The organism is Streptomyces sp. SUK 48, from assembly GCF_009650765.1.
Lineage (GTDB): Bacteria > Actinomycetota > Actinomycetes > Streptomycetales > Streptomycetaceae > Streptomyces.
Window position 1 is genome coordinate 5983534 of sequence record NZ_CP045740.1, and the last position, 18384, is coordinate 6001917.

At 70.9% G+C, this 18384-nt stretch carries 16 protein-coding genes; 15 read left to right on the forward strand and 1 reads right to left on the reverse strand.

What is annotated here, in order from left to right; all coding sequences use genetic code 11:
- The first annotated feature begins 5 nt into the window (after nucleotides 1-5).
- The 9 genes from ftsW to GHR20_RS26460 all read left to right on the forward strand — a co-directional run bounded on the left by ftsW (nucleotide 6) and on the right by GHR20_RS26460 (nucleotide 8622).
- The gene (gene ftsW / locus GHR20_RS26420; protein ID WP_111582398.1) at nucleotides 6-1367 is read left to right on the forward strand and encodes a putative lipid II flippase FtsW; all 1362 of its coding nucleotides are present in this window, start codon (nucleotides 6-8) and stop codon (nucleotides 1365-1367) included.
- Between the two features lie 6 nt (nucleotides 1368-1373).
- Nucleotides 1374-2462, forward strand: a complete 1089-nt coding sequence (gene murG / locus GHR20_RS26425; RefSeq protein ID WP_111582399.1) for an undecaprenyldiphospho-muramoylpentapeptide beta-N-acetylglucosaminyltransferase — start codon at nucleotides 1374-1376, stop codon at nucleotides 2460-2462.
- A gap of 26 nt (nucleotides 2463-2488) precedes the next feature.
- Nucleotides 2489-3283 (forward strand): FtsQ-type POTRA domain-containing protein, encoded by a 795-nt coding sequence (locus tag GHR20_RS26430; protein WP_153814572.1) that lies wholly within the window; start codon nucleotides 2489-2491, stop codon nucleotides 3281-3283.
- A 278-nt stretch (nucleotides 3284-3561) separates the two neighbouring features.
- Nucleotides 3562-4770, forward strand: coding sequence for a cell division protein FtsZ (ftsZ, locus tag GHR20_RS26435; RefSeq protein WP_148027371.1), 1209 nt, complete (start codon nucleotides 3562-3564; stop codon nucleotides 4768-4770).
- Complete coding sequence (pgeF, locus tag GHR20_RS26440; RefSeq protein WP_153814573.1) at nucleotides 4767-5495, forward strand: peptidoglycan editing factor PgeF; 729 nt, start codon at nucleotides 4767-4769, stop codon at nucleotides 5493-5495. The genes ftsZ and pgeF overlap by 4 nt, the downstream gene beginning before the upstream one ends.
- Before the next feature lie 6 nt (nucleotides 5496-5501).
- Nucleotides 5502-6221 (forward strand): YggS family pyridoxal phosphate-dependent enzyme, encoded by a 720-nt coding sequence (locus GHR20_RS26445; RefSeq protein ID WP_153814574.1) that lies wholly within the window; start codon nucleotides 5502-5504, stop codon nucleotides 6219-6221.
- A gap of 125 nt (nucleotides 6222-6346) precedes the next feature.
- Entirely contained in the window at nucleotides 6347-6988 is a 642-nt protein-coding gene (gene sepF, locus GHR20_RS26450; RefSeq protein ID WP_111582403.1) for a cell division protein SepF, read from the forward strand.
- 59 nt (nucleotides 6989-7047) lie between these two features.
- Nucleotides 7048-7338: a YggT family protein gene (locus tag GHR20_RS26455; RefSeq protein ID WP_037653106.1), complete on the forward strand. Its 291-nt coding sequence runs from the start codon at nucleotides 7048-7050 to the stop codon at nucleotides 7336-7338.
- 54 nt (nucleotides 7339-7392) lie between these two features.
- Nucleotides 7393-8622: a DivIVA domain-containing protein gene (locus GHR20_RS26460; RefSeq protein ID WP_153814575.1), complete on the forward strand. Its 1230-nt coding sequence runs from the start codon at nucleotides 7393-7395 to the stop codon at nucleotides 8620-8622.
- 168 nt (nucleotides 8623-8790) lie between these two features.
- On the opposite strand, the gene ileS is transcribed toward GHR20_RS26460, so the two are convergent.
- A complete protein-coding gene (gene ileS / locus GHR20_RS26465) occupies nucleotides 8791-11934 on the reverse strand; it encodes an isoleucine--tRNA ligase (protein WP_153814576.1) in 3144 nt (1047 codons plus the stop codon).
- Between the two features lie 590 nt (nucleotides 11935-12524).
- Here ileS and GHR20_RS26475 point away from each other — a divergent pair.
- The 6 genes from GHR20_RS26475 (at nucleotide 12525) to GHR20_RS26500 (ending at nucleotide 18353) form a co-directional block, all read left to right on the forward strand.
- Complete coding sequence (locus GHR20_RS26475; RefSeq protein ID WP_153814577.1) at nucleotides 12525-13577, forward strand: TraR/DksA C4-type zinc finger protein; 1053 nt, start codon at nucleotides 12525-12527, stop codon at nucleotides 13575-13577.
- A gap of 67 nt (nucleotides 13578-13644) precedes the next feature.
- Nucleotides 13645-14226 (forward strand): signal peptidase II, encoded by a 582-nt coding sequence (gene lspA, locus GHR20_RS26480; protein WP_153814578.1) that lies wholly within the window; start codon nucleotides 13645-13647, stop codon nucleotides 14224-14226.
- An 85-nt stretch (nucleotides 14227-14311) separates the two neighbouring features.
- Nucleotides 14312-15256 (forward strand): RluA family pseudouridine synthase, encoded by a 945-nt coding sequence (locus tag GHR20_RS26485; RefSeq protein WP_153814579.1) that lies wholly within the window; start codon nucleotides 14312-14314, stop codon nucleotides 15254-15256.
- A complete protein-coding gene (locus GHR20_RS26490; RefSeq protein WP_111582409.1) occupies nucleotides 15253-15720 on the forward strand; it encodes a GNAT family N-acetyltransferase in 468 nt (155 codons plus the stop codon). Before GHR20_RS26485 ends, GHR20_RS26490 begins: the two co-directional genes overlap by 4 nt.
- A 129-nt stretch (nucleotides 15721-15849) precedes the next feature.
- Nucleotides 15850-17436: a Na+/H+ antiporter gene (locus GHR20_RS26495; RefSeq protein WP_111582410.1), complete on the forward strand. Its 1587-nt coding sequence runs from the start codon at nucleotides 15850-15852 to the stop codon at nucleotides 17434-17436.
- A gap of 176 nt (nucleotides 17437-17612) precedes the next feature.
- Nucleotides 17613-18353 carry an SDR family oxidoreductase gene (locus tag GHR20_RS26500; RefSeq protein ID WP_111582411.1) on the forward strand — a complete coding sequence of 247 codons (741 nt, stop codon included), beginning with the start codon at nucleotides 17613-17615 and terminating at the stop codon, nucleotides 18351-18353.
- Nucleotides 18354-18384 lie beyond the last annotated feature (31 nt).

Consider the following 18384-nt stretch of genomic DNA (forward strand, 5'->3'; position numbering starts at 1 on the left):
CGCCGATGCCCAGTAGCCGTACCGGAAAGCCCCCTGTGCAGCGGGCGTCCCGGCGTCCCGTCGTCCCCGGCTCCGCGCGCGAGAACCCCGTACGGCGGTTCGTCACGCGCGCCCGGCGGGCCTGGGACCGGCCGCTGACCGCCTATTACCTGATCGTCGGCGGCAGCGTGCTGATCACGGTGCTCGGCCTGGTGATGGTCTACTCGGCCTCCCAGGTCACCGCGCTCCAGATGTCGCTGCCGGGCTCGTACTTCTTCCGCAAGCAGCTGCTGGCCGCGGTGATCGGCGGCATCCTGCTGTTCGCGGCCTCCCGGATGCCGGTGAGACTGCACCGGGCCCTGGCCTACCCGATCCTCGCCGGCGCCGTCTTCATGATGGCCCTGGTGCAGGTACCCGGGATAGGGATGTCGGTCAACGGCAACCAGAACTGGATCTCCCTCGGCGGCTCCTTCCAGATCCAGCCCAGCGAGTTCGGCAAGCTCGCCCTGGTGCTGTGGGGCGCCGACCTGATCGCCCGCAAACAGGAGCGGAAACTGCTGACCCAGTGGAAGCACATGCTGGTGCCCCTGGTGCCGGCCGCCTTCCTGCTGCTCGGACTGATCATGCTCGGCGGCGACATGGGAACCGCGATCATTCTCACAGCGATCCTGTTCGGGCTGCTGTGGCTCGCGGGCGCCCCGACCCGGCTGTTCTCGGGCGTGCTCTCGGTCGCGGTCGTGATCGGGGTGATCCTGATCGAGACCAGCCCCAACCGGATGGCCCGCCTCGCCTGCATCGGCGCCACCGAGCCCCGCGCCCAGGGCGCCGACTGCTGGCAGGCCGTGCACGGCATCTACGCGCTCGCCTCCGGCGGATTCTTCGGCTCCGGGCTCGGCGCGAGTGTGGAAAAATGGGGTCAACTGCCGGAAGCGCACACCGACTTCATCTTCGCGGTCACCGGTGAGGAACTGGGTCTCGCGGGGACACTGTCGGTGCTCGCGCTGTTCGCGGCTCTAGGCTATGCAGGTATCCGCGTGGCCGGACGCACGAAAGACCCCTTCGTGAGGTACGCCGCGGGAGGCGTGACCACCTGGATCATCGCTCAGGCGGTGATCAACATCGGTGCGGTGCTCGGTCTGCTGCCGATCGCCGGTGTACCGCTCCCGCTGTTCTCCTACGGAGGATCCGCCCTGCTGCCGACCATGTTCGCCATCGGGCTGCTGATCGCGTTCGCGCGCGACGACCCCGCTGCGCGGACGGCGCTTGCGTTGCGGCAACCTCGCTTTGGTAGAAAGCGGGCGGGAGGCTCCGGCGCGGATCGCGGGTCTCGGAGATGGAACACGATGCGACGGCGTGCCTCGGCGGCGCGTTCGTCCGGAGAGCGGTGAATTTCGGTGCATGTCGTACTCGCCGGTGGGGGGACCGCCGGCCACATCGAGCCCGCGCTCGCCCTCGCGGACGCCCTGCGCAGGCAGGACCCGAGCGTGGGGATCACGGCCCTGGGCACGGAACGCGGCCTGGAGACCCGGCTCGTCCCGGAGCGCGGCTACGAGCTGGCGCTGATCCCCGCGGTGCCGCTGCCACGCAAGCCCACCCCCGAGCTGATCACCGTCCCCGGGCGGCTGCGCGGCACCATCAAGGCCGCCGAGCAGATCCTCGAACGCACCAAGGCGGACGCCGTGGCCGGCTTCGGCGGCTATGTCGCGCTGCCCGCCTACCTCGCCGCCAAGCGGCTCGGCGTGCCCATCGTGATCCACGAGGCCAACGCCCGCCCGGGCCTGGCCAACAAGATCGGGTCCCGGTACGCGGCGCAGGTCGCCGTCTCGATGCCGGACAGCAAGCTGCGCGGCTCCCGGTACATCGGCATCCCGCTGCGCCGCTCCATCGCCACGCTGGACCGCGCGGCCGCGCGTCCCGAGGCCCGGCACCGCTTCGGCCTCGACCCCAACCTGCCCACGCTGCTGGTCTCCGGCGGCTCGCAGGGCGCGCGCCGGCTCAACGAGGTGGTCCAGCAGGTCGCCCCGTGGCTCCAGCAGGCCGGTATCCAGATCCTGCACGCGGTCGGTCCGAAGAACGAACTGCCGCATGTCCAGCAGATGCCGGGGATGCCCCCCTACATCCCGGTAAGTTATCTGGACCGGATGGACCTCGCGTACGCCGCGGCCGACATGATGCTCTGCCGCGCGGGCGCGATGACCGTCGCCGAACTCTCCGCCGTCGGACTGCCGGCCGCCTACGTACCGCTGCCCATCGGCAACGGTGAACAGCGGCTGAACGCCCAGCCGGTGGTCAAGGCGGGTGGCGGACTCCTCGTGGACGACGCGGAACTGACGCCCGAGTGGGTGCAGCACCATGTGCTGCCCGTGCTCGCGGACCCGCACCGGCTCTACGAGATGTCGCGCGCCGCAAGCGAGTTCGGCCGCCGGGACGCCGACGAGCTGCTCGTCGGCATGGTGTACGAGGCCATCGCCTCGCGCCGTTAGGACCGTATGACGAAAGGGTAGTGAGGGTGGCTGGACCGACGACTCGTGAACGCGGAGAACGCCAGCAGGAGTCGTCCGGTCCGCCGCTCGTCCGAAGGATAAGGCGACTACGTCTTCGTACGATCGTCATCCTGGCCGTGGCCGTGGTGCTCCTGGCAGCCGGTTCCGTTTGGGTGTTGTACGGCTCCTCATGGCTGCGCGTGGAACGGGTACCGGTCTCGGGTACCCGGGTGCTGACGCCCGCCGAGGTGCGTGACGCCGCCGCCGTACCGGTGGGGGCGCCTTTGGTGTCGGTCGACACCGATGCCATCGCGGCCCGAATGCGCCACAAACTGCCACGAATTGACACGGTCGACGTCTCCCGCTCCTGGCCGCACGGCATCGAGCTGAAGGTGACCGAGCGAACCCCGGTCCTCCTGGTGCGGAAGGGGAAGAATTTCGTCGAAGTCGACCACAAGGGGGTCCGGTTCGCCACGGTCGCGCAGGCCCCCAAGGGCTCACCGCTGCTGCGGATGTCCGTGTCCTCGCCTGGCTCGTCCGCCGCGAGCCTGCGGCGCTTCGGCACCGACCGGCTGGTGCGCGAGGCGGTCCTGGTCGCCGGCGAACTGCCGGGCCCCGTCAGGCGCCTCACCGGCACCGTCGACGTGCACTCCTACGACGACATCCGGCTCGAGTTGGCCGACGGCCGCACCGTCGCCTGGGGGAGCGCGGAGAACGGCCGCGCCAAGGCACGGACCCTCACCGCACTCATGAAAGCAGCTTCCGGCGCACGCCACTTCGACGTCAGCGTCCCCACCGCCCCTGCGTCATCGGCGAGTTGACGCGCATCAGTGCAGGCCAGCACCCTGGTTGGGCACCCCTATGGCTGATCACATAGGGTGAAAAGAAAAACGGGAGGTTCGGCGTGTTCGTTGAACGGGCGCCACTTGTCGACTTAGTGTCCTGTTCAGAAGACTCCAGGGAACACACACACTGGTAACCCTAAACTTCAGGCTTAGGGTTCGGGTCGGCGCTACGGACCGTCCCATTCGGCATCTGTCGTCACGGCGCGGGCAACCGCCCGCGGCGGCGACGTAATTCGAGGCGAGAGGCCTTCGACGTGGCAGCACCGCAGAACTACCTCGCAGTCATCAAGGTCATCGGTGTCGGCGGCGGTGGTGTCAATGCCATCAACCGGATGATCGAGGTCGGTCTCAAGGGTGTCGAGTTCATCGCCATCAACACCGACGCGCAGGCGCTGTTGATGAGCGACGCCGACGTCAAGCTGGACGTCGGCAGGGAACTCACCCGCGGACTCGGCGCCGGCGCCAACCCGGCCGTCGGCCGCAAGGCCGCCGAGGACCACCGCGAGGAGATCGAGGAGGTCCTCAAGGGGGCCGACATGGTCTTCGTGACCGCCGGTGAAGGCGGCGGCACCGGCACCGGCGGCGCGCCCGTCGTGGCCAACATCGCGCGCTCGCTGGGCGCGCTCACCATCGGCGTGGTCACGCGCCCGTTCACCTTCGAGGGACGGCGCCGCGCGAACCAGGCCGAGGACGGCATCGCAGAGCTGCGCGAAGAGGTCGACACCCTCATCGTGATCCCGAACGACCGGCTGCTGTCCATCTCGGACCGCCAGGTCTCGGTCCTGGACGCCTTCAAGTCGGCCGACCAGGTCCTGCTCTCCGGTGTCCAGGGCATCACCGACCTCATCACCACCCCGGGCCTGATCAACCTGGACTTCGCCGACGTGAAGTCGGTCATGTCCGAGGCCGGTTCGGCCCTCATGGGCATCGGCTCGGCCCGCGGCGACGACCGCGCGGTGGCCGCGGCCGAGATGGCGATCTCCTCGCCGCTGCTGGAGGCGTCCATCGACGGCGCCCGCGGCGTGCTGCTCTCCATCTCCGGCGGCTCCGACCTCGGCCTCTTCGAGATCAACGAGGCGGCCCAGCTGGTCAGCGAGGCGGCCCACCCCGAGGCCAACATCATCTTCGGCGCGGTCATCGACGACGCCCTCGGCGACGAGGTCCGGGTCACCGTGATCGCGGCCGGCTTCGACGGCGGCCAGCCGCCGGCCCGCCGGGACAGCGCCCTGAGCTCGGCCTCCACTTCGGCCCCCGCCCGCCGCGAGGAGCCCGCGCCTGTACGGCAGTCCGAGAGCCGTCCGTCCTTCGGCTCGCTCGGCAGCGTGAAGCCGAAGGAGGAGCCGGAGCCGGCCCCCGAGCCGGTGGCCGACATCCCGGTCGCCCCGCCGATCACCCCGGCGCAGCGTCCCGCCTACTCGGACAGCGCGGCCGAGGAACTGGACGTCCCGGACTTCCTGAAGTGATAGGACGGCGCGAGAGCGTGAGCGGCGCGCACTTCGCCTTCACCGACAGGTGGGGCGGGGTGAGCGCCGCTCCGTATGAGGAGCTGAACCTCGGCGGCGCGGTCGGCGACACGCCCGAGGCGGTCACGGCCAACCGGGAACTGGCCGCCACGTCGCTCGGCCTGGACCCCACCCGCGTGGTGTGGATGAACCAGGTGCACGGCGCCGAGGTGGCCGTGGTGGACGAGCCCTGGGGCACCCGTCCGGTGCCGGAGGTCGACGCCCTCGTCACCGCGCGGCGCGGACTCGCCCTCGCCGTGCTGACCGCCGACTGTGTGCCGGTGCTGCTCGCCGACCCGGTCGCGGGCATCGCCGCCGCGGCCCACGCGGGCCGGCCCGGCATGGTCGGGGGAGTCGTCCCCGCCGCCGTACGGGCCATGGTCGAACTGGGCGCCGCGCCCGAGCGGATCGTCGCCCGGACCGGACCGGCCGTCTGCGGCCGGTGCTACGAAGTACCGGAGACGCTGCGGGCCGAGGTGACCGCGGTGGAGCCGACGGCGCACGCCGAAACCAGCTGGGGCACTCCGGCGGTCGACGTGAGCGCCGGAGTGCACGCGCAGCTCGACCGGCTCGGGGTGTGCGACCGGGCGCATTCGCCGGTGTGCACGCTGGAGTCGGGGGACCACTTCTCATACCGTCGCGACCGCACCACCGGTCGGCTCGCGGCCTATGTCTGGCTGGACTGATGGGGCATGACGGAGCGTAAGACCGAACTCGCCGGGAATCTGGCGCATGTGGAGCAGCGCATCGCCCGCGCCTGTGCGGCCGCGGGCCGGCGGCGGGAGGAGGTGACCCTGATCGTGGTCACCAAGACCTACCCGGCGAGCGATGTGCGGTTCCTGGCGGAGCTCGGGGTGCGCCATGTCGCCGAGAACCGCGACCAGGACGCCGCGCCCAAGGCGGCGGCTTGTGCGGATCTGCCCCTGAAGTGGCATTTTGTCGGCCAGTTGCAGACCAACAAGGTGCGCTCCGTGGTCGGTTACGCCGATGTCGTGCAGTCGATCGACCGCGCGCGGCTCGTCACCGCGCTGTCCAAGGAGGCGGTGCGCGCGGGGCGCGAGGTGGGGTGCGTGGTCCAGGTCGCGCTCGACGCGGACGCGGGCGGACGAGGTGAGCGCGGGGGCGTGGCCCCCGAAGGAATCGAAGAGTTGGCCGACCTCGTCGCCGGCTCGCCGGGACTGCGGCTCGACGGTCTGATGACCGTGGCTCCGCTCACCGGCGAGTACGCGGGACGCGAACAGGCGGCGTTCGGGCGCCTCATGGATTTGTCGACCGACCTGCGCCGAGCCCATCCGACTGCAACCATGGTGTCGGCAGGGATGAGTGCGGACCTCGAGCAGGCCGTGGCGGCCGGGGCGACACATGTGCGCGTCGGCACTGCGGTACTCGGTGTCCGTCCCCGGCTCGGGTAACGTCGCCAAGAAGTCGGACCACAGCAGAAAATATGGTCAGTGTTCGCGAAACGGACACAACGACCGCGTGGATCGCGGGCACTTGGCAGGTCAGCCGATCCACCACAGAGCGGAGGACTCAGAGCATGGCCGGCGCGATGCGCAAGATGGCGGTCTACCTCGGCCTCGTGGAGGACGATGGGTACGACGGCCGCGGATTCGACCCCGATGACGATTTCGAGCCCGAGTTGGACCCGGAGCCCGAGCGGGACCACCGGCGGCACGAGCCGCTGCATCAACCGCATGAGGCACATCAGCCCCAAAGGGATGAATCGGTGCGAGTGGTGCAGCCTCCGGCACCCCGCGAACCGGTGTCCAGGGCGGCTTCGCTACCCGCGGAATCCGGTCGCCCGGCGCGGATCGCGCCCGTGGCGTCCATCACACAAGAACGTCAGTCCCTGGAGAAGAACGCGCCGGTGATCATGCCCAAGGTCGTGTCGGAACGAGAGCCTTACCGGATCACGACATTGCACCCGCGGACCTACAACGAGGCCCGTACCATCGGGGAACACTTCCGTGAGGGCACCCCGGTGATCATGAATCTGACTGAGATGGATGACACAGACGCCAAGCGACTTGTCGACTTTGCGGCCGGTTTGGTGTTTGGTCTTCACGGCAGTATCGAGCGGGTGACGCAGAAGGTGTTCCTGTTGTCTCCTGCTAACGTCGATGTCACGGCGGAGGACAAGGCCCGCATCGCAGAGGGCGGGTTCTTCAACCAGAGCTGAGACGCAGACCGGACCGCAGTACGCAAGAGCTCGGAACAGGGGAGAGGGAAACACAGGCCATGGGCGTGTTCGCGCAGGTGATCTACATCGCGCTGATGGTGTTTCTCGTCGTGCTCATCTTCCGGCTGGTCATGGACTACGTCTTCCAGTTCGCCCGCTCGTGGCAACCCGGCAAGGCGATGGTGGTCGTACTGGAGGCCACCTACACTGTCACCGATCCACCGCTGAAGCTTCTGCGGCGGTTCATTCCGCCGCTGCGTCTCGGGGGCGTGGCGCTCGACCTGTCCTTCTTCGTACTGATGATCATCGTCTACATTCTCATCGCCATCGTGCAGAACTTCGTGAGATGAGCGTGTGGACGATCCGGTCTTGCCGACTGCCGATGACTACGTTGAGGTGAAGAGATGCCGTTGACCCCCGAGGACGTGCGGAACAAGCAGTTCACGACCGTCCGCCTCCGAGAAGGCTATGACGAGGACGAGGTCGATGCCTTCCTCGATGAGGTCGAAGCCGAACTGACCCGTCTGCTCCGGGAGAACGAGGACCTGCGCGCGAAGCTGGCCGCCGCCACGCGTGCCGCGGCGCAGAACCAGCAGAACTCCCGCAAGCCTCCGGAGCAGGAACAGCAGCAGCAGGGCATGCGAGGTCCCGGCTCTCCGGTACCCGCCGGCATATCGGGCCCGCCGCAGCAGCAGATGGGTGGCCCCATGGGCGGTCCGCCCCAGCTGCCGAGCGGTGCCCCGCAGTTGCCCGCCGGTCCCAGCGGGCAGGGCGGTCCTCAGGGTCCCGGTCCGATGGGCCAGGGTCCGATGGGCCAGGGTCCGATGGGACAGGGTTCGATGGGACAGGGCCCGATGGGACAGGGCTCCATGGGCCAAGGCGGCATGGGGCAGGGTTCCATGGGCCAGGGCTCCATGGGACAGGGCCCGATGGGCGGTCAGCCGCCCATGCAGCAGCAGATGGGTGGCCCCATGGGCGGTCCCATGGGTGGCCCGATGGGCGGTCCCATGGGCGGTCCCGGTCAGGGCCCCGGTGGCGACAGCGCCGCTCGTGTCCTCTCGCTGGCCCAGCAGACCGCCGACCAGGCGATCGCCGAGGCCCGCTCCGAGGCCAACAAGATCGTCGGCGAGGCCCGCAGCCGCGCCGAGGGTCTGGAGCGTGACGCCCGTGCCAAGGCCGACGCCCTGGAGCGGGACGCGCAGGAGAAGCACCGCGTCGCGATGGGCTCCCTGGAGTCCGCTCGCGCCACGCTGGAGCGCAAGGTCGAGGACCTGCGCGGCTTCGAACGCGAGTACCGCACGCGCCTGAAGTCGTACCTGGAGTCGCAGCTGCGCCAGCTGGAGACCCAGGCCGACGACTCGCTGGCCCCGCCGCGTACCCCGGCCGCCGCGTCCCTGCCGCCGTCCCCGGCGCCTTCCATGGCTCCGGCCGGCGCGAGCGCCCCGTCCTACGGCGGCGGCCAGGCGATGGGTGGTTCGCCCGCCCAGACGTCCGGCCCGTCCTACGGCGGTCAGCAGCAGATGACGCCCGCCATGACCCAGCCGATGGCTCCGGTCCGTCCGCAGGGCCCGTCCCCGATGGGCCAGGCTCCCTCGCCGATGCGCGGGTTCCTGATCGATGAGGACGACAACTGAGCGCCGGCGACGGTGAGTAGTACGCCATAGCGTCGGCAGCGCTGAGAACGCGGCCCCGGACTCCGGTCCGGGGCCGCGTTCTTCTGTGTGCGGTGTGCTTTTCCGCCTACGAAGAAGGGCCCGCCCTCCGAACCGGAGGGCGGGCCCTTCTCATGTGACTGCCGGCGCCTACGCCTTGCGCAGCCGGAACACCAGGCTCAGACCCTCGTCGGTGAAGGCGTCGCCGTAACTGTCGTCGGCCTCGCCCTGGGCGAAGTCCGTCGCCAGGACCTCTTCCGCGATCAGCTCGGCGTGCTCACCGAGGGCGGCGATCACCGCCGGGTCCGTGGACGTCCACCGCAGCGCGATCCGGTCCGCGACGTCCAGGCCGCTGTTCTTGCGCGCCTCCTGGATGAGCCGGATCGCGTCCCGGGCGAGTCCCGCCCGGCGCAGCTCCTCGGTGATCTCCAGGTCCAGCGCCACCGTGGCACCGGAGTCGGACGCCACCGACCACCCCTCGCGCGGCGTCTCGGTGATGATCACCTCGTCCGGCGCCAGGGTGACCGTCTCACCGTCGACCTCCACCGAGGCCGTGCCCTGACGCAGCGCCAGCGACAGCGCGGCGGCGTCGGCGGCGGCGACCGCCTTGGCCACGTCCTGCACCCGCTTGCCGAACCGCTTGCCCAGCGCACGGAAGTTGGCCTTGGCGGTGGTGTCCACCAGGGAGCCGCCGACCTCGGACAGCGACGCCAGCGAGGAGACGTTCAGCTCCTCCGTGATCTGCGCGTGAAGTTCGCGGTCCAGGGTCTCGAAACCGCTCGCCGCGATCAGCGCGCGGGACAGCGGCTGACGCGTCTTGACGCCCGACTCGGCGCGCGTGGCACGGCCCAGCTCCACCAGCCGGCGCACCAAAACCATCTGCCGCGACAGCTCCGGGTCGATCGCACCGAGGTCCGGCTCGGGCCAGGACGCCAGGTGCACCGACTCCGGCGCGCCCGGGGTGACCGGCACGATCAGGTCCTGCCACACCCGCTCCGCGATGAACGGGGTGATCGGCGCCATCAGCTTGGTGACCGTCTCCAGGACCTCGTGCAGCGTGCGCAGCGCGGCCTTGTCGCCGCCCCAGAAGCGGCGGCGCGAACGGCGGACGTACCAGTTGGACAGATCGTCGACGAACGCGGACAGCAGCTTGCCGGCGCGCTGGGTGTCGTAGCCCTCCAGCGCCTGCGTCACCTGGTCGGTGAGCGCGTGCAGTTCGGACAGCAGCCAGCGGTCGATCAGCGGGCGGTCGGCCGGGGCCGGGTCGGCCGCGCTCGGCGCCCAGTCCGACGTACGGGCGTACAGCGCCTGGAAGGCGACCGTGTTCCAGTACGTCAGCAGCGTCTTGCGGACGACCTCCTGGATGGTGCCGTGGCCGACCCGGCGGGCCGCCCACGGGGAACCGCCGGCCGCCATGAACCAGCGCACCGCGTCCGCGCCGTGCTGGTCCATCAGCGGGATCGGCTCCAGGGTGTTGCCCAGGTGCTTGGACATCTTGCGGCCGTCCTCGGCGAGGATGTGGCCGAGGCACACCACGTTCTCGTACGACGACTTGTCGAACACCAGGGTGCCGACGGCCATCAGCGTGTAGAACCAGCCGCGGGTCTGGTCGATCGCCTCGGAGATGAACTGCGCCGGGTAACGGCTCTCGAACAGCTCCTTGTTCTTGTGCGGGTAGCCCCACTGCGCGAACGGCATGGAACCCGAGTCGTACCAGGCGTCGATGACCTCCGGCACGCGGATGGCCGTGCTCCCGCAGCCCTCGTGGGGGCAGGCGAAGGTGATCGCGTCGATGTACGGGCGGTGCGGGTCGAGCTCCGACTGGTCGGTGCCGGACAGCTCGGACAGCTCCGCGCGGGAGCCGACGCAGGTGAGGTGGTCCTCCTCGCAGCGCCAGATCGGCAGCGGGGTGCCCCAGTAGCGGTTGCGGGAGAGCGCCCAGTCGATGTTGTTGCTCAGCCAGTCGCCGAAGCGGCCGTGCTTGACCGTCTCCGGGAACCAGTTGGTCTTCTCGTTCTCCTGGACCAGACGGTCCTTGACGGCCGTCGTACGGATGTACCAGGAGGGCTGCGCGTAGTAGAGCAGCGCGGTGTGACAGCGCCAGCAGTGCGGGTAGCTGTGCTCGTACGGCAGGTGCCGGAAGAGCAGACCGCGCTGCCCCAGGTCCTCGGTGAGCCGCTCGTCCGCCTTCTTGAAGAAGACGCCGCCGACCAGCGGCACGTCCTCCTCGAAGGTGCCGTCGGGGCGCACCGGGTTGACCACGGGCAGACCGTAGGCGCGGCAGACCTTGAGGTCGTCCTCACCGAAGGCGGGGGACTGGTGGACCAGACCCGTACCGTCCTCGGTGGTCACGTAGTCGGCGTTCACCACGTAGTGGGCCGGCTCGGGGAACTCGACGAGCTCGAACGGGCGCTGATACGTCCAGCGCTCCATCTCGGCGCCGGTGAAGCTCTGCCCGGTGGGCTCCCAGCCCTCGCCGAGCGCCTTGGCGAGCAGCGGCTCGGCGACGACGACCTTCTCCTCGCCGTTCGTCGCGACGACGTAGGTGACCTCGGGGTGCGCGGCGACCGCCGTGTTGGAGACCAGGGTCCAGGGGGTCGTCGTCCACACCAGGAGCGCCGCCTCGCCGGCCAGCGGTCCGGAGGTCAGCGGGAAGCGGACGTACACCGAGGGGTCGACGACCGTCTCGTAGCCCTGCGCGAGCTCGTGGTCGGACAGGCCGGTGCCGCAGCGCGGGCACCAGGGGGCGACGCGGTGGTCCTGGACCAGCAGGCCCTTGCCGAAGATCTCCTTCAGCGACCACCAGACCGACTCCACGTACTCCGGGTCCATGGTCCGGTAGGCGTCGTCCAGGTCGACCCAGTAGCCCATGCGGGTGGTCAGCGCGGCGAAGGCGTCGGTGTGCCGGGTCACGGACTCGCGGCACTTGTCGTTGAACTCGGCGATGCCGTACGCCTCGATGTCCTTCTTGCCGGAGAAGCCCAGCTCCTTCTCCACGGCCAGCTCCACGGGCAGGCCGTGGCAGTCCCAGCCGGCCTTGCGGCCCACGTGGTAGCCGCGCATGGTGCGGAAGCGCGGGAAGACGTCCTTGAAGACACGCGCCTCGATGTGGTGGGCGCCGGGCATGCCGTTGGCGGTGGGCGGCCCCTCGTAGAACACCCATTCGGGGCGGCCCTCGGACTGCTCCAGGGTCTTGGCGAAGATCTTCTGCTCGCGCCAGAAGTCGAGCACGGCGTGCTCAAGCGCGGGCAGGTCGACCTGTGCGGGCACCTGGCGGTACGTCGGCGCTGTCATCTGCGAGCATCCTCCAACGGACTTTCTGCCTTCCGTCGGAGGGACGAGAGCTTCGATTCCTCACGCCGTGTGCGGCGCGCTCCCGCGGTACCACCCTCCTTGGCCCGCCGCCGCGCCTCGGGCGTCGGTGAGCCCCCTCATTGGGTTCGCGAAACCGGTTCTACTGGCCTGGCCCTGCGGCTGCGGCTTTCTTCCGGCGGCTCCGGGGTGATCTTCACGTCGCGCTCGCCCCCGGGCTTCCACCGACCCCGGGTCGCTCTGGGCTGCGTACGGCGCTACTCGTCCCCATCCATGCTTCTCGCTGCGCCCAGTGTACGGCGCCCCGCGGACAGCGGCCGACCGCTTTTCGGGGCGGCGGCCGGCGGGGGCCCGGCGCGGGCGCCCGATGCCCCGAATGGCGAGGGCAGGGGGGTGATGCCCGGCGGGGCGGATTACCCGGCGGGGAGCTGGGCACAACGGATGCAGGCCCGTCGCGCGGGGGTGCGGCCGGGCGAATCAGGCGGTGTGCCCCGTTGCCGCGGGAGGCAAGTCGATTTATCGTCCCAGCACGATTCGCGAGCAAGCTCACCCTAGGTGAAGGGGCCGCGGCCATGGTGGCGAGAGAGAGCGCGAAGAAGGCCGTGGCCGGGAGGACGGGTACCGAGAGAACCACCGCCGACAGGACCGGCGCCGACAGGGCGGCGGCGAAGAAGGCGGCCGAGGAGGGGGACGGGAAGGCGGTGGCCAGAAAGGCCGCCGCCGAGAAGGGAGCCACCGTGAAGCCGGTCCTGGAGCAGACGGGCGCGGCCGACGAGGCCGCCGCCCACCCGGTGGCGAGGAAGACGGCCGCCAGGCGGACGCCGGAGAAGAGGGCGGCGGCCGGGAAGACCGCGGCGGCCGCGCATGGGACGGCCGCGGCGGAGAAGTCGGCGGCCGGGAAACCGGCGGCCAGGAAGGCGGCGAAGAAGACGCCCGCCACGAAGAGCGCCGCCAAGGAGACGGCGGCCAAGGACACGGCGACCGGGGACGCGGCGGCCGGCGGTACGGCGGCCAAGCACGCCACCGCGGCGGGAACCGCCGCCGGGAAGGCCGCGAAGAGCGCGGCCCGCACGGCGGAGCCGGACGAGAAGAGCACGGCCAAGAAGGCGGGCGCGGCACGGGCCGCGAAGCAGACAGGAGCCACGAAGGTGGTTGCGAAGAAGACCCCTGGCACGGCCACGGCGGACGACACCGCCGTTCCCAAGGCGCGCCTCGCCGCGGCGGACCCCGGCGAGCTGGCGGTGCGCCCCGGCGAGGACCCCTGGACCGGGCAGGAGGTCGCCGAGGCGCGTGCGGAGCTCCAGTCCGAGATGGAGCGGCTGCGGCGGGAGATCAGCTCGTCCGAGGAGTCTCTGGTCGGCCTGATGCGCGACTCCGGGGACGGTGCGGGCGACGACCAGGCCGACACCGGGACCAAGAACATCACCCGCGAGCACGAGCTGGCGCTGGCCGCCAACGCGCGCGAGATGCTCACCCAGACCGAACGCGCGCTCGAACGGCTGGACGCGGGCACCTACGGCCTGTGCGACAACTGCGGCAATCCCATCGGCAAGGCCCGGATGCAGGCGTTCCCGCGGGCCACCCTCTGCGTGGAGTGCAAGCAGAAGCAGGAACGCCGCTCCTGAGCGTGTGGGGCCGCCGAAGCGTGCCGTAGTCTCGTCCCCAGTCAGGTACCTAGGTCGAGGGACGCACGTGGCAGAGGCGGAGCGCATCATCAATACGCCGGACACCCCGGAGGACGGCGCACATCGGACCCCGGAGCACGCCCCGGCGCAGGAGCGGACCGGCCGTGGCCGCCGGATCGCCGTGCTGTTCGCCGTGGCCGCGTTCGCCTACGCGCTCGACCTGATCAGCAAGACGCTGGTGGTGGCCAAGCTGGAGGGCCACGCTCCGATCAAGCTCGTCGGGAACCTGCTGGAACTGAACGCCATCCGCAACCCGGGCGCCGCCTTCGGCTTCGGCGCGGCCTTCACCGTGATCTTCACGGTGATCGCCGCCGCGGTGATCGTCGTGATCATGCGGCTGGCCCGCAAGCTCTACAGCTTCCCCTGGGCCGTCGCGCTCGGCCTGCTGCTCGGCGGCGCGCTCGGCAACCTCACCGACCGGATCTTCCGCGCCCCCGGGGTGTTCGAGGGCCAGGTCGTGGACTTCATCGCGCCCAAGGGCTTCGCGATCTTCAACCTCGCCGACTCGGCGATCGTGTGCGGCGGCATCCTGATCGTGCTGCTGTCCTTCCGCGGTCTGGACCCGGACGGCACGGTCCACAAGGACTGACGGCACGGCCCCGGCGGACCGGGTCCGGGCCCGGTTTTCCACAGGCCCGGTCAGGGCCGCCGTGCCCGTCCGGCATACTCGACGGGTGAGCACGATTCCCGAGATCCGTACCCTGCCCGTGCCCGACGGCCTGGAGGGCGAGCGCGTCGACGCCGCCATCTCCCGCATGTTCGGCTTCTCCCGCACGAAGGCGGCCGAGCTGGCCGCGTCCGGCAAGGTGCAGGTCGACGGCGCGGTCGTCGGCAAGTCCGAGCGGGTGCACGGCGGCGCCTGGCTGGAGGTCGAGATGCCGCAGGCGCCCGCCCCGGTGCAGGTGGTCGCCGAACCCGTCGAGGGCATGGAGATCGTGCACGACGACGACGACGTGGTCGTCATCGTCAAGCCGGTCGGCGTGGCCGCGCACCCCTCCCCGGGCTGGACCGGGCCGACCGTCATCGGCGGTCTCGCCGCCGCCGGCTACCGCATCTCCACCTCCGGCGCCGCCGAGCGCCAGGGCATCGTGCACCGCCTGGACGTGGGCACCTCCGGCCTGATGGTGGTCGCCAAGTCGGAGTACGCGTACACCTCGCTCAAGCGCCAGTTCAAGGAGCGCACGGTCGACAAGCGCTACCACACCCTGGTCCAGGGCCACCCGGACCCGACGAGCGGCACCATCGACGCCCCGATCGGCCGCCACCCGAACCACGACTACAAGTGGGCGGTCACCGCCGACGGCAAGCCCTCGGTGACGCACTACGACCTCATCGAGGCTTTCCGCGCCGCCTCGCTGCTCGATGTGAAGCTGGAGACCGGCCGCACCCACCAGATCCGCGTCCACATGGCCGCCCACCGCCACCCGTGCGTCGGCGACCTCACCTACGGCGCGGACCCCACCCTCGCCAAGCGGCTGCGCATCACCCGCCAGTGGCTGCACGCGGTGCGCCTCGGCTTCGAACACCCGGGTGACGGCCAGTGGGTGGAGTTCTCCTCCGACTACCCCGAGGACCTTGAGCAGGCCCTCGACCTGGTCCGCGAGGAGACCTACGGATGACCGGGGCGCCCACCGTCCGCGTCGCCGGGGACCCCGCCGACCTGGAGGCGTGCTTCGCGGTCCGCAAGGACGTCTTCGTCCGTGAGCAGGGCGTGGACGAAGCCATCGAGTACGACGCGTACGACGCCGGCGCGGTGCATGTGCTGGCCCTGCGCGCGGACGGCACCCCGCTGGGCACCGGCCGGCTGCTGACCGGCGAGGCGGCCGTCGCCAAGACCGGCGCGGACGCCTCCGTCGGCTCCCTCGGGCGGCTCGCGGTCTCCCGTGAGGCCCGCGGGCTCGGTATCGGCGCCGCCCTGGTGCGGGCCATCGAGGACGCGGCCCGCGCCCGCGGTCTGGCCGCCGTGGACCTGCACGCGCAGACCCAGGCGCTGGGCTTCTACGAGCGGCTCGGCTACGCGGCCTACGGACCGGAGTTCCTGGACGCCGACATGCCCCACCGGGCGATGCGCCGCGCCCTGTGACCACCGCCGGAAGAGCCGGTGAACGGGGTGCGGGGGCAGGCCCCGGGGCGATGCCCTGAAACGGCCGCCGGCCGGTCGGCATGGCAGGCTTGAAGCCTCGTGTGCCATGTCGACCCCGGAGTGCCGGCCTTGGATCAGTTGGCTCTGTTGTTCGCCCTGCTGCTCGGGGCCCTGGTGAGCGTCCCGGTGGGGGACCGCCTCGGGGTGCCGGCCCCGGTGCTGATGACGCTGTTCGGCGGGGTCCTCGCGGTGGCCGACTTCGTGCCCAACGTGAACATCCCGCCCGAGCTGATCCTGCCCGGACTGCTGCCCCCGCTGCTCTACGCGGCCGTACGACGCACCTCCTGGCGGCAGTTCACGACCAACAAGCGCCCGATCCTGACCCTGGCCGTCGCCCTGGTGTTCGTCACCACGGTGTGCGTCGCCTTCGTCGCCCACGCGATCGTGCCCGGCCTCTCGGTCGCCGCCGCCGTGGCGCTCGGCGCCCTGATCGCCCCGCCCGACCCGGTCGCCGCGACCAGCGTCGCCGGACAACTCGGGCTGCCGCGCCGCCTGGTGTCGATCCTGGAGGGCGAGGGGCTGTTCAACGACGTCACGGCCATCGTGCTCTACCACGTGGCGATCGCCGCCGCCGTGAGCGGCCTGTTCTCGCCCTGGCGGGCCGGGCTCGCGCTGGTGCTGTCCGCCGTGGTCGCGGTGGCCGTCGGGCTGCTGCTCGGCTGGGGCGCCAACCGGGTGATGGACCTGCTGGGGGACCCGACGCTCCAGATCGGCCTGACCCTGCTGGTGCCGTACGCCTCCTACGTGCTCGCGGAGAAGCTCCAGGGCTCCGGCGTGCTCGCCGTGCTCACCACGGCCCTCTACCTCTCCGAGTACGCCACCGGCGCCGACGACGTGATGACCCGGCTGGCCGGGCACACCTTCTGGGACATCATCGACACCCTCGTCACAGGCGTCGCCTTCGGCCTGATCGGCCTGGAGCTGCACAACGCGATCCGCACGGCCAGCGGGCGGTGGGGCGAGCTGCTCGGCTGGGCGGCCGCCGTCGCCGGTGTGGTGATCGTCGTACGGCTGCTGTGGCTGCTCCCGGCGACCTGGCTGACCAAACGGCTGCACGCCCGGCGCGACGTGGAGGAGGAGATCCCGGCGAGCTGGCGGGAGACGGTCGTGATGTGGTGGTCCGGGATGCGCGGGGTGGCCTCGGTCGCGCTGGCGCTGGCCATCCCGCTGGAGACCGACGCCGGGAAACCCTTCCCGGACCGGGACGAGATCGTCTTCATCGCCTTCGGGGTGATCGTCGCGACCCTGGTGATCCAGGGGCTGACCCTGCCGTGGCTGGTCAAACGGCTGCGGGTGCGGGCGGACGCCGAGCGGGAGAAGGAGTACGAGAAGGAGCTCGCGGTGCGCGCGGCCAAGGCGGCCAAGCGCCGGCTGCGCGAGATCGAGCAGGTGGAGGAACTGCCCGAGGAGCTGTCCGAGCAGATGCTGCGGCAGGCGTTCGACATCGGCATCCGGATCAGCCCCGACATGGGCGAGGAGGAGCGCCGCGAGGCACAGCACCAGCGGGCCAAGCGGCTGAAGCGGATCCGGCGCATCCAGGGCGAGATGCTCAGCGCGGCCCGGCACGAGGTGCTCGCCGCGCGCAGCGAGCCGGGGGTGGACCCGGAGATCGTGGACCGGGTTCTGCGGCACCTCGATGTGCGCAGCCTGCGTTAGGGAGGCTCGGCCGGACGCTCGGCGGGCCGCGTAGATCAGCCGGCCGCGCAGATCAGCCGGCCGTGTGGATCAGCGAGCCGCGTGGATCGGCTAGCTGTGTATATCCGGTCATACGTATGTATGGGGTCTGTGGATAACCGGAAGCGCCGTCCGCCCCGTACTCCTACTCTCGGATCATGACTCGCAACATCGTGATCAGTGGAGGCGGCACGGGCATCGGGCTGGCGACGGCGCGCGCCTTCGCCGCGGACGGGGACCGGGTGCTGCTCCTCGGGCGGCGCGCGGAGGTGCTGGAGAAGGCCGGGGTGCCGGGGGCGCTCACCCACGCGGCCGATCTCACCGAGCCCGCCGACGTGCGGGAGACCGCCCGGCTCGTCGCCCGGGAGTTCGGCACCGTCGACGTGCTCGTGCACAGCGCCGGGGGCTCCGGCGGCCTGGAGCCGCCGGCCGGCGGCGAGGACCCCCTCGACCGGGTGGCCCATGCCTGGACCGTCGCCTTCGGACTCAACACCCTCACCGCAGTGCTGCTCACCGAGGCCCTCCAGGAGCGGCTCGCCGAGCCCGGCGGGCGGGTGCTCTTCCTCAGCTCCATCGCCGCCTACCGGGGCTCGGGCACCGGCGCCTACGCGGCGTCCAAGGCCGCGCTGCACCCCTACGCCCACGACCTGGCCCGCCGCCTGGGCCACCGGGGCATCACGGTGAACGTGGTCGCGCCCGGTTACATCGAGGACACCGACTTCTTCGGCGACGGCCTGCCCGAGGAGCGGCGCGGACAGCTCGTGGCCGAGACCTCCACCGGCCGGGCGGGCGAGCCGGGCGACGTGGCGTCCACCCTGCACTGGCTGGCCTCGCCCGCCGCCGGGCACATCACCTCACAGATCATCCAGGTCAACGGAGGCGCGGAACGCGGGCATTGAGCCGCGCCTAGGCGCCACCGGTACCGCCCGG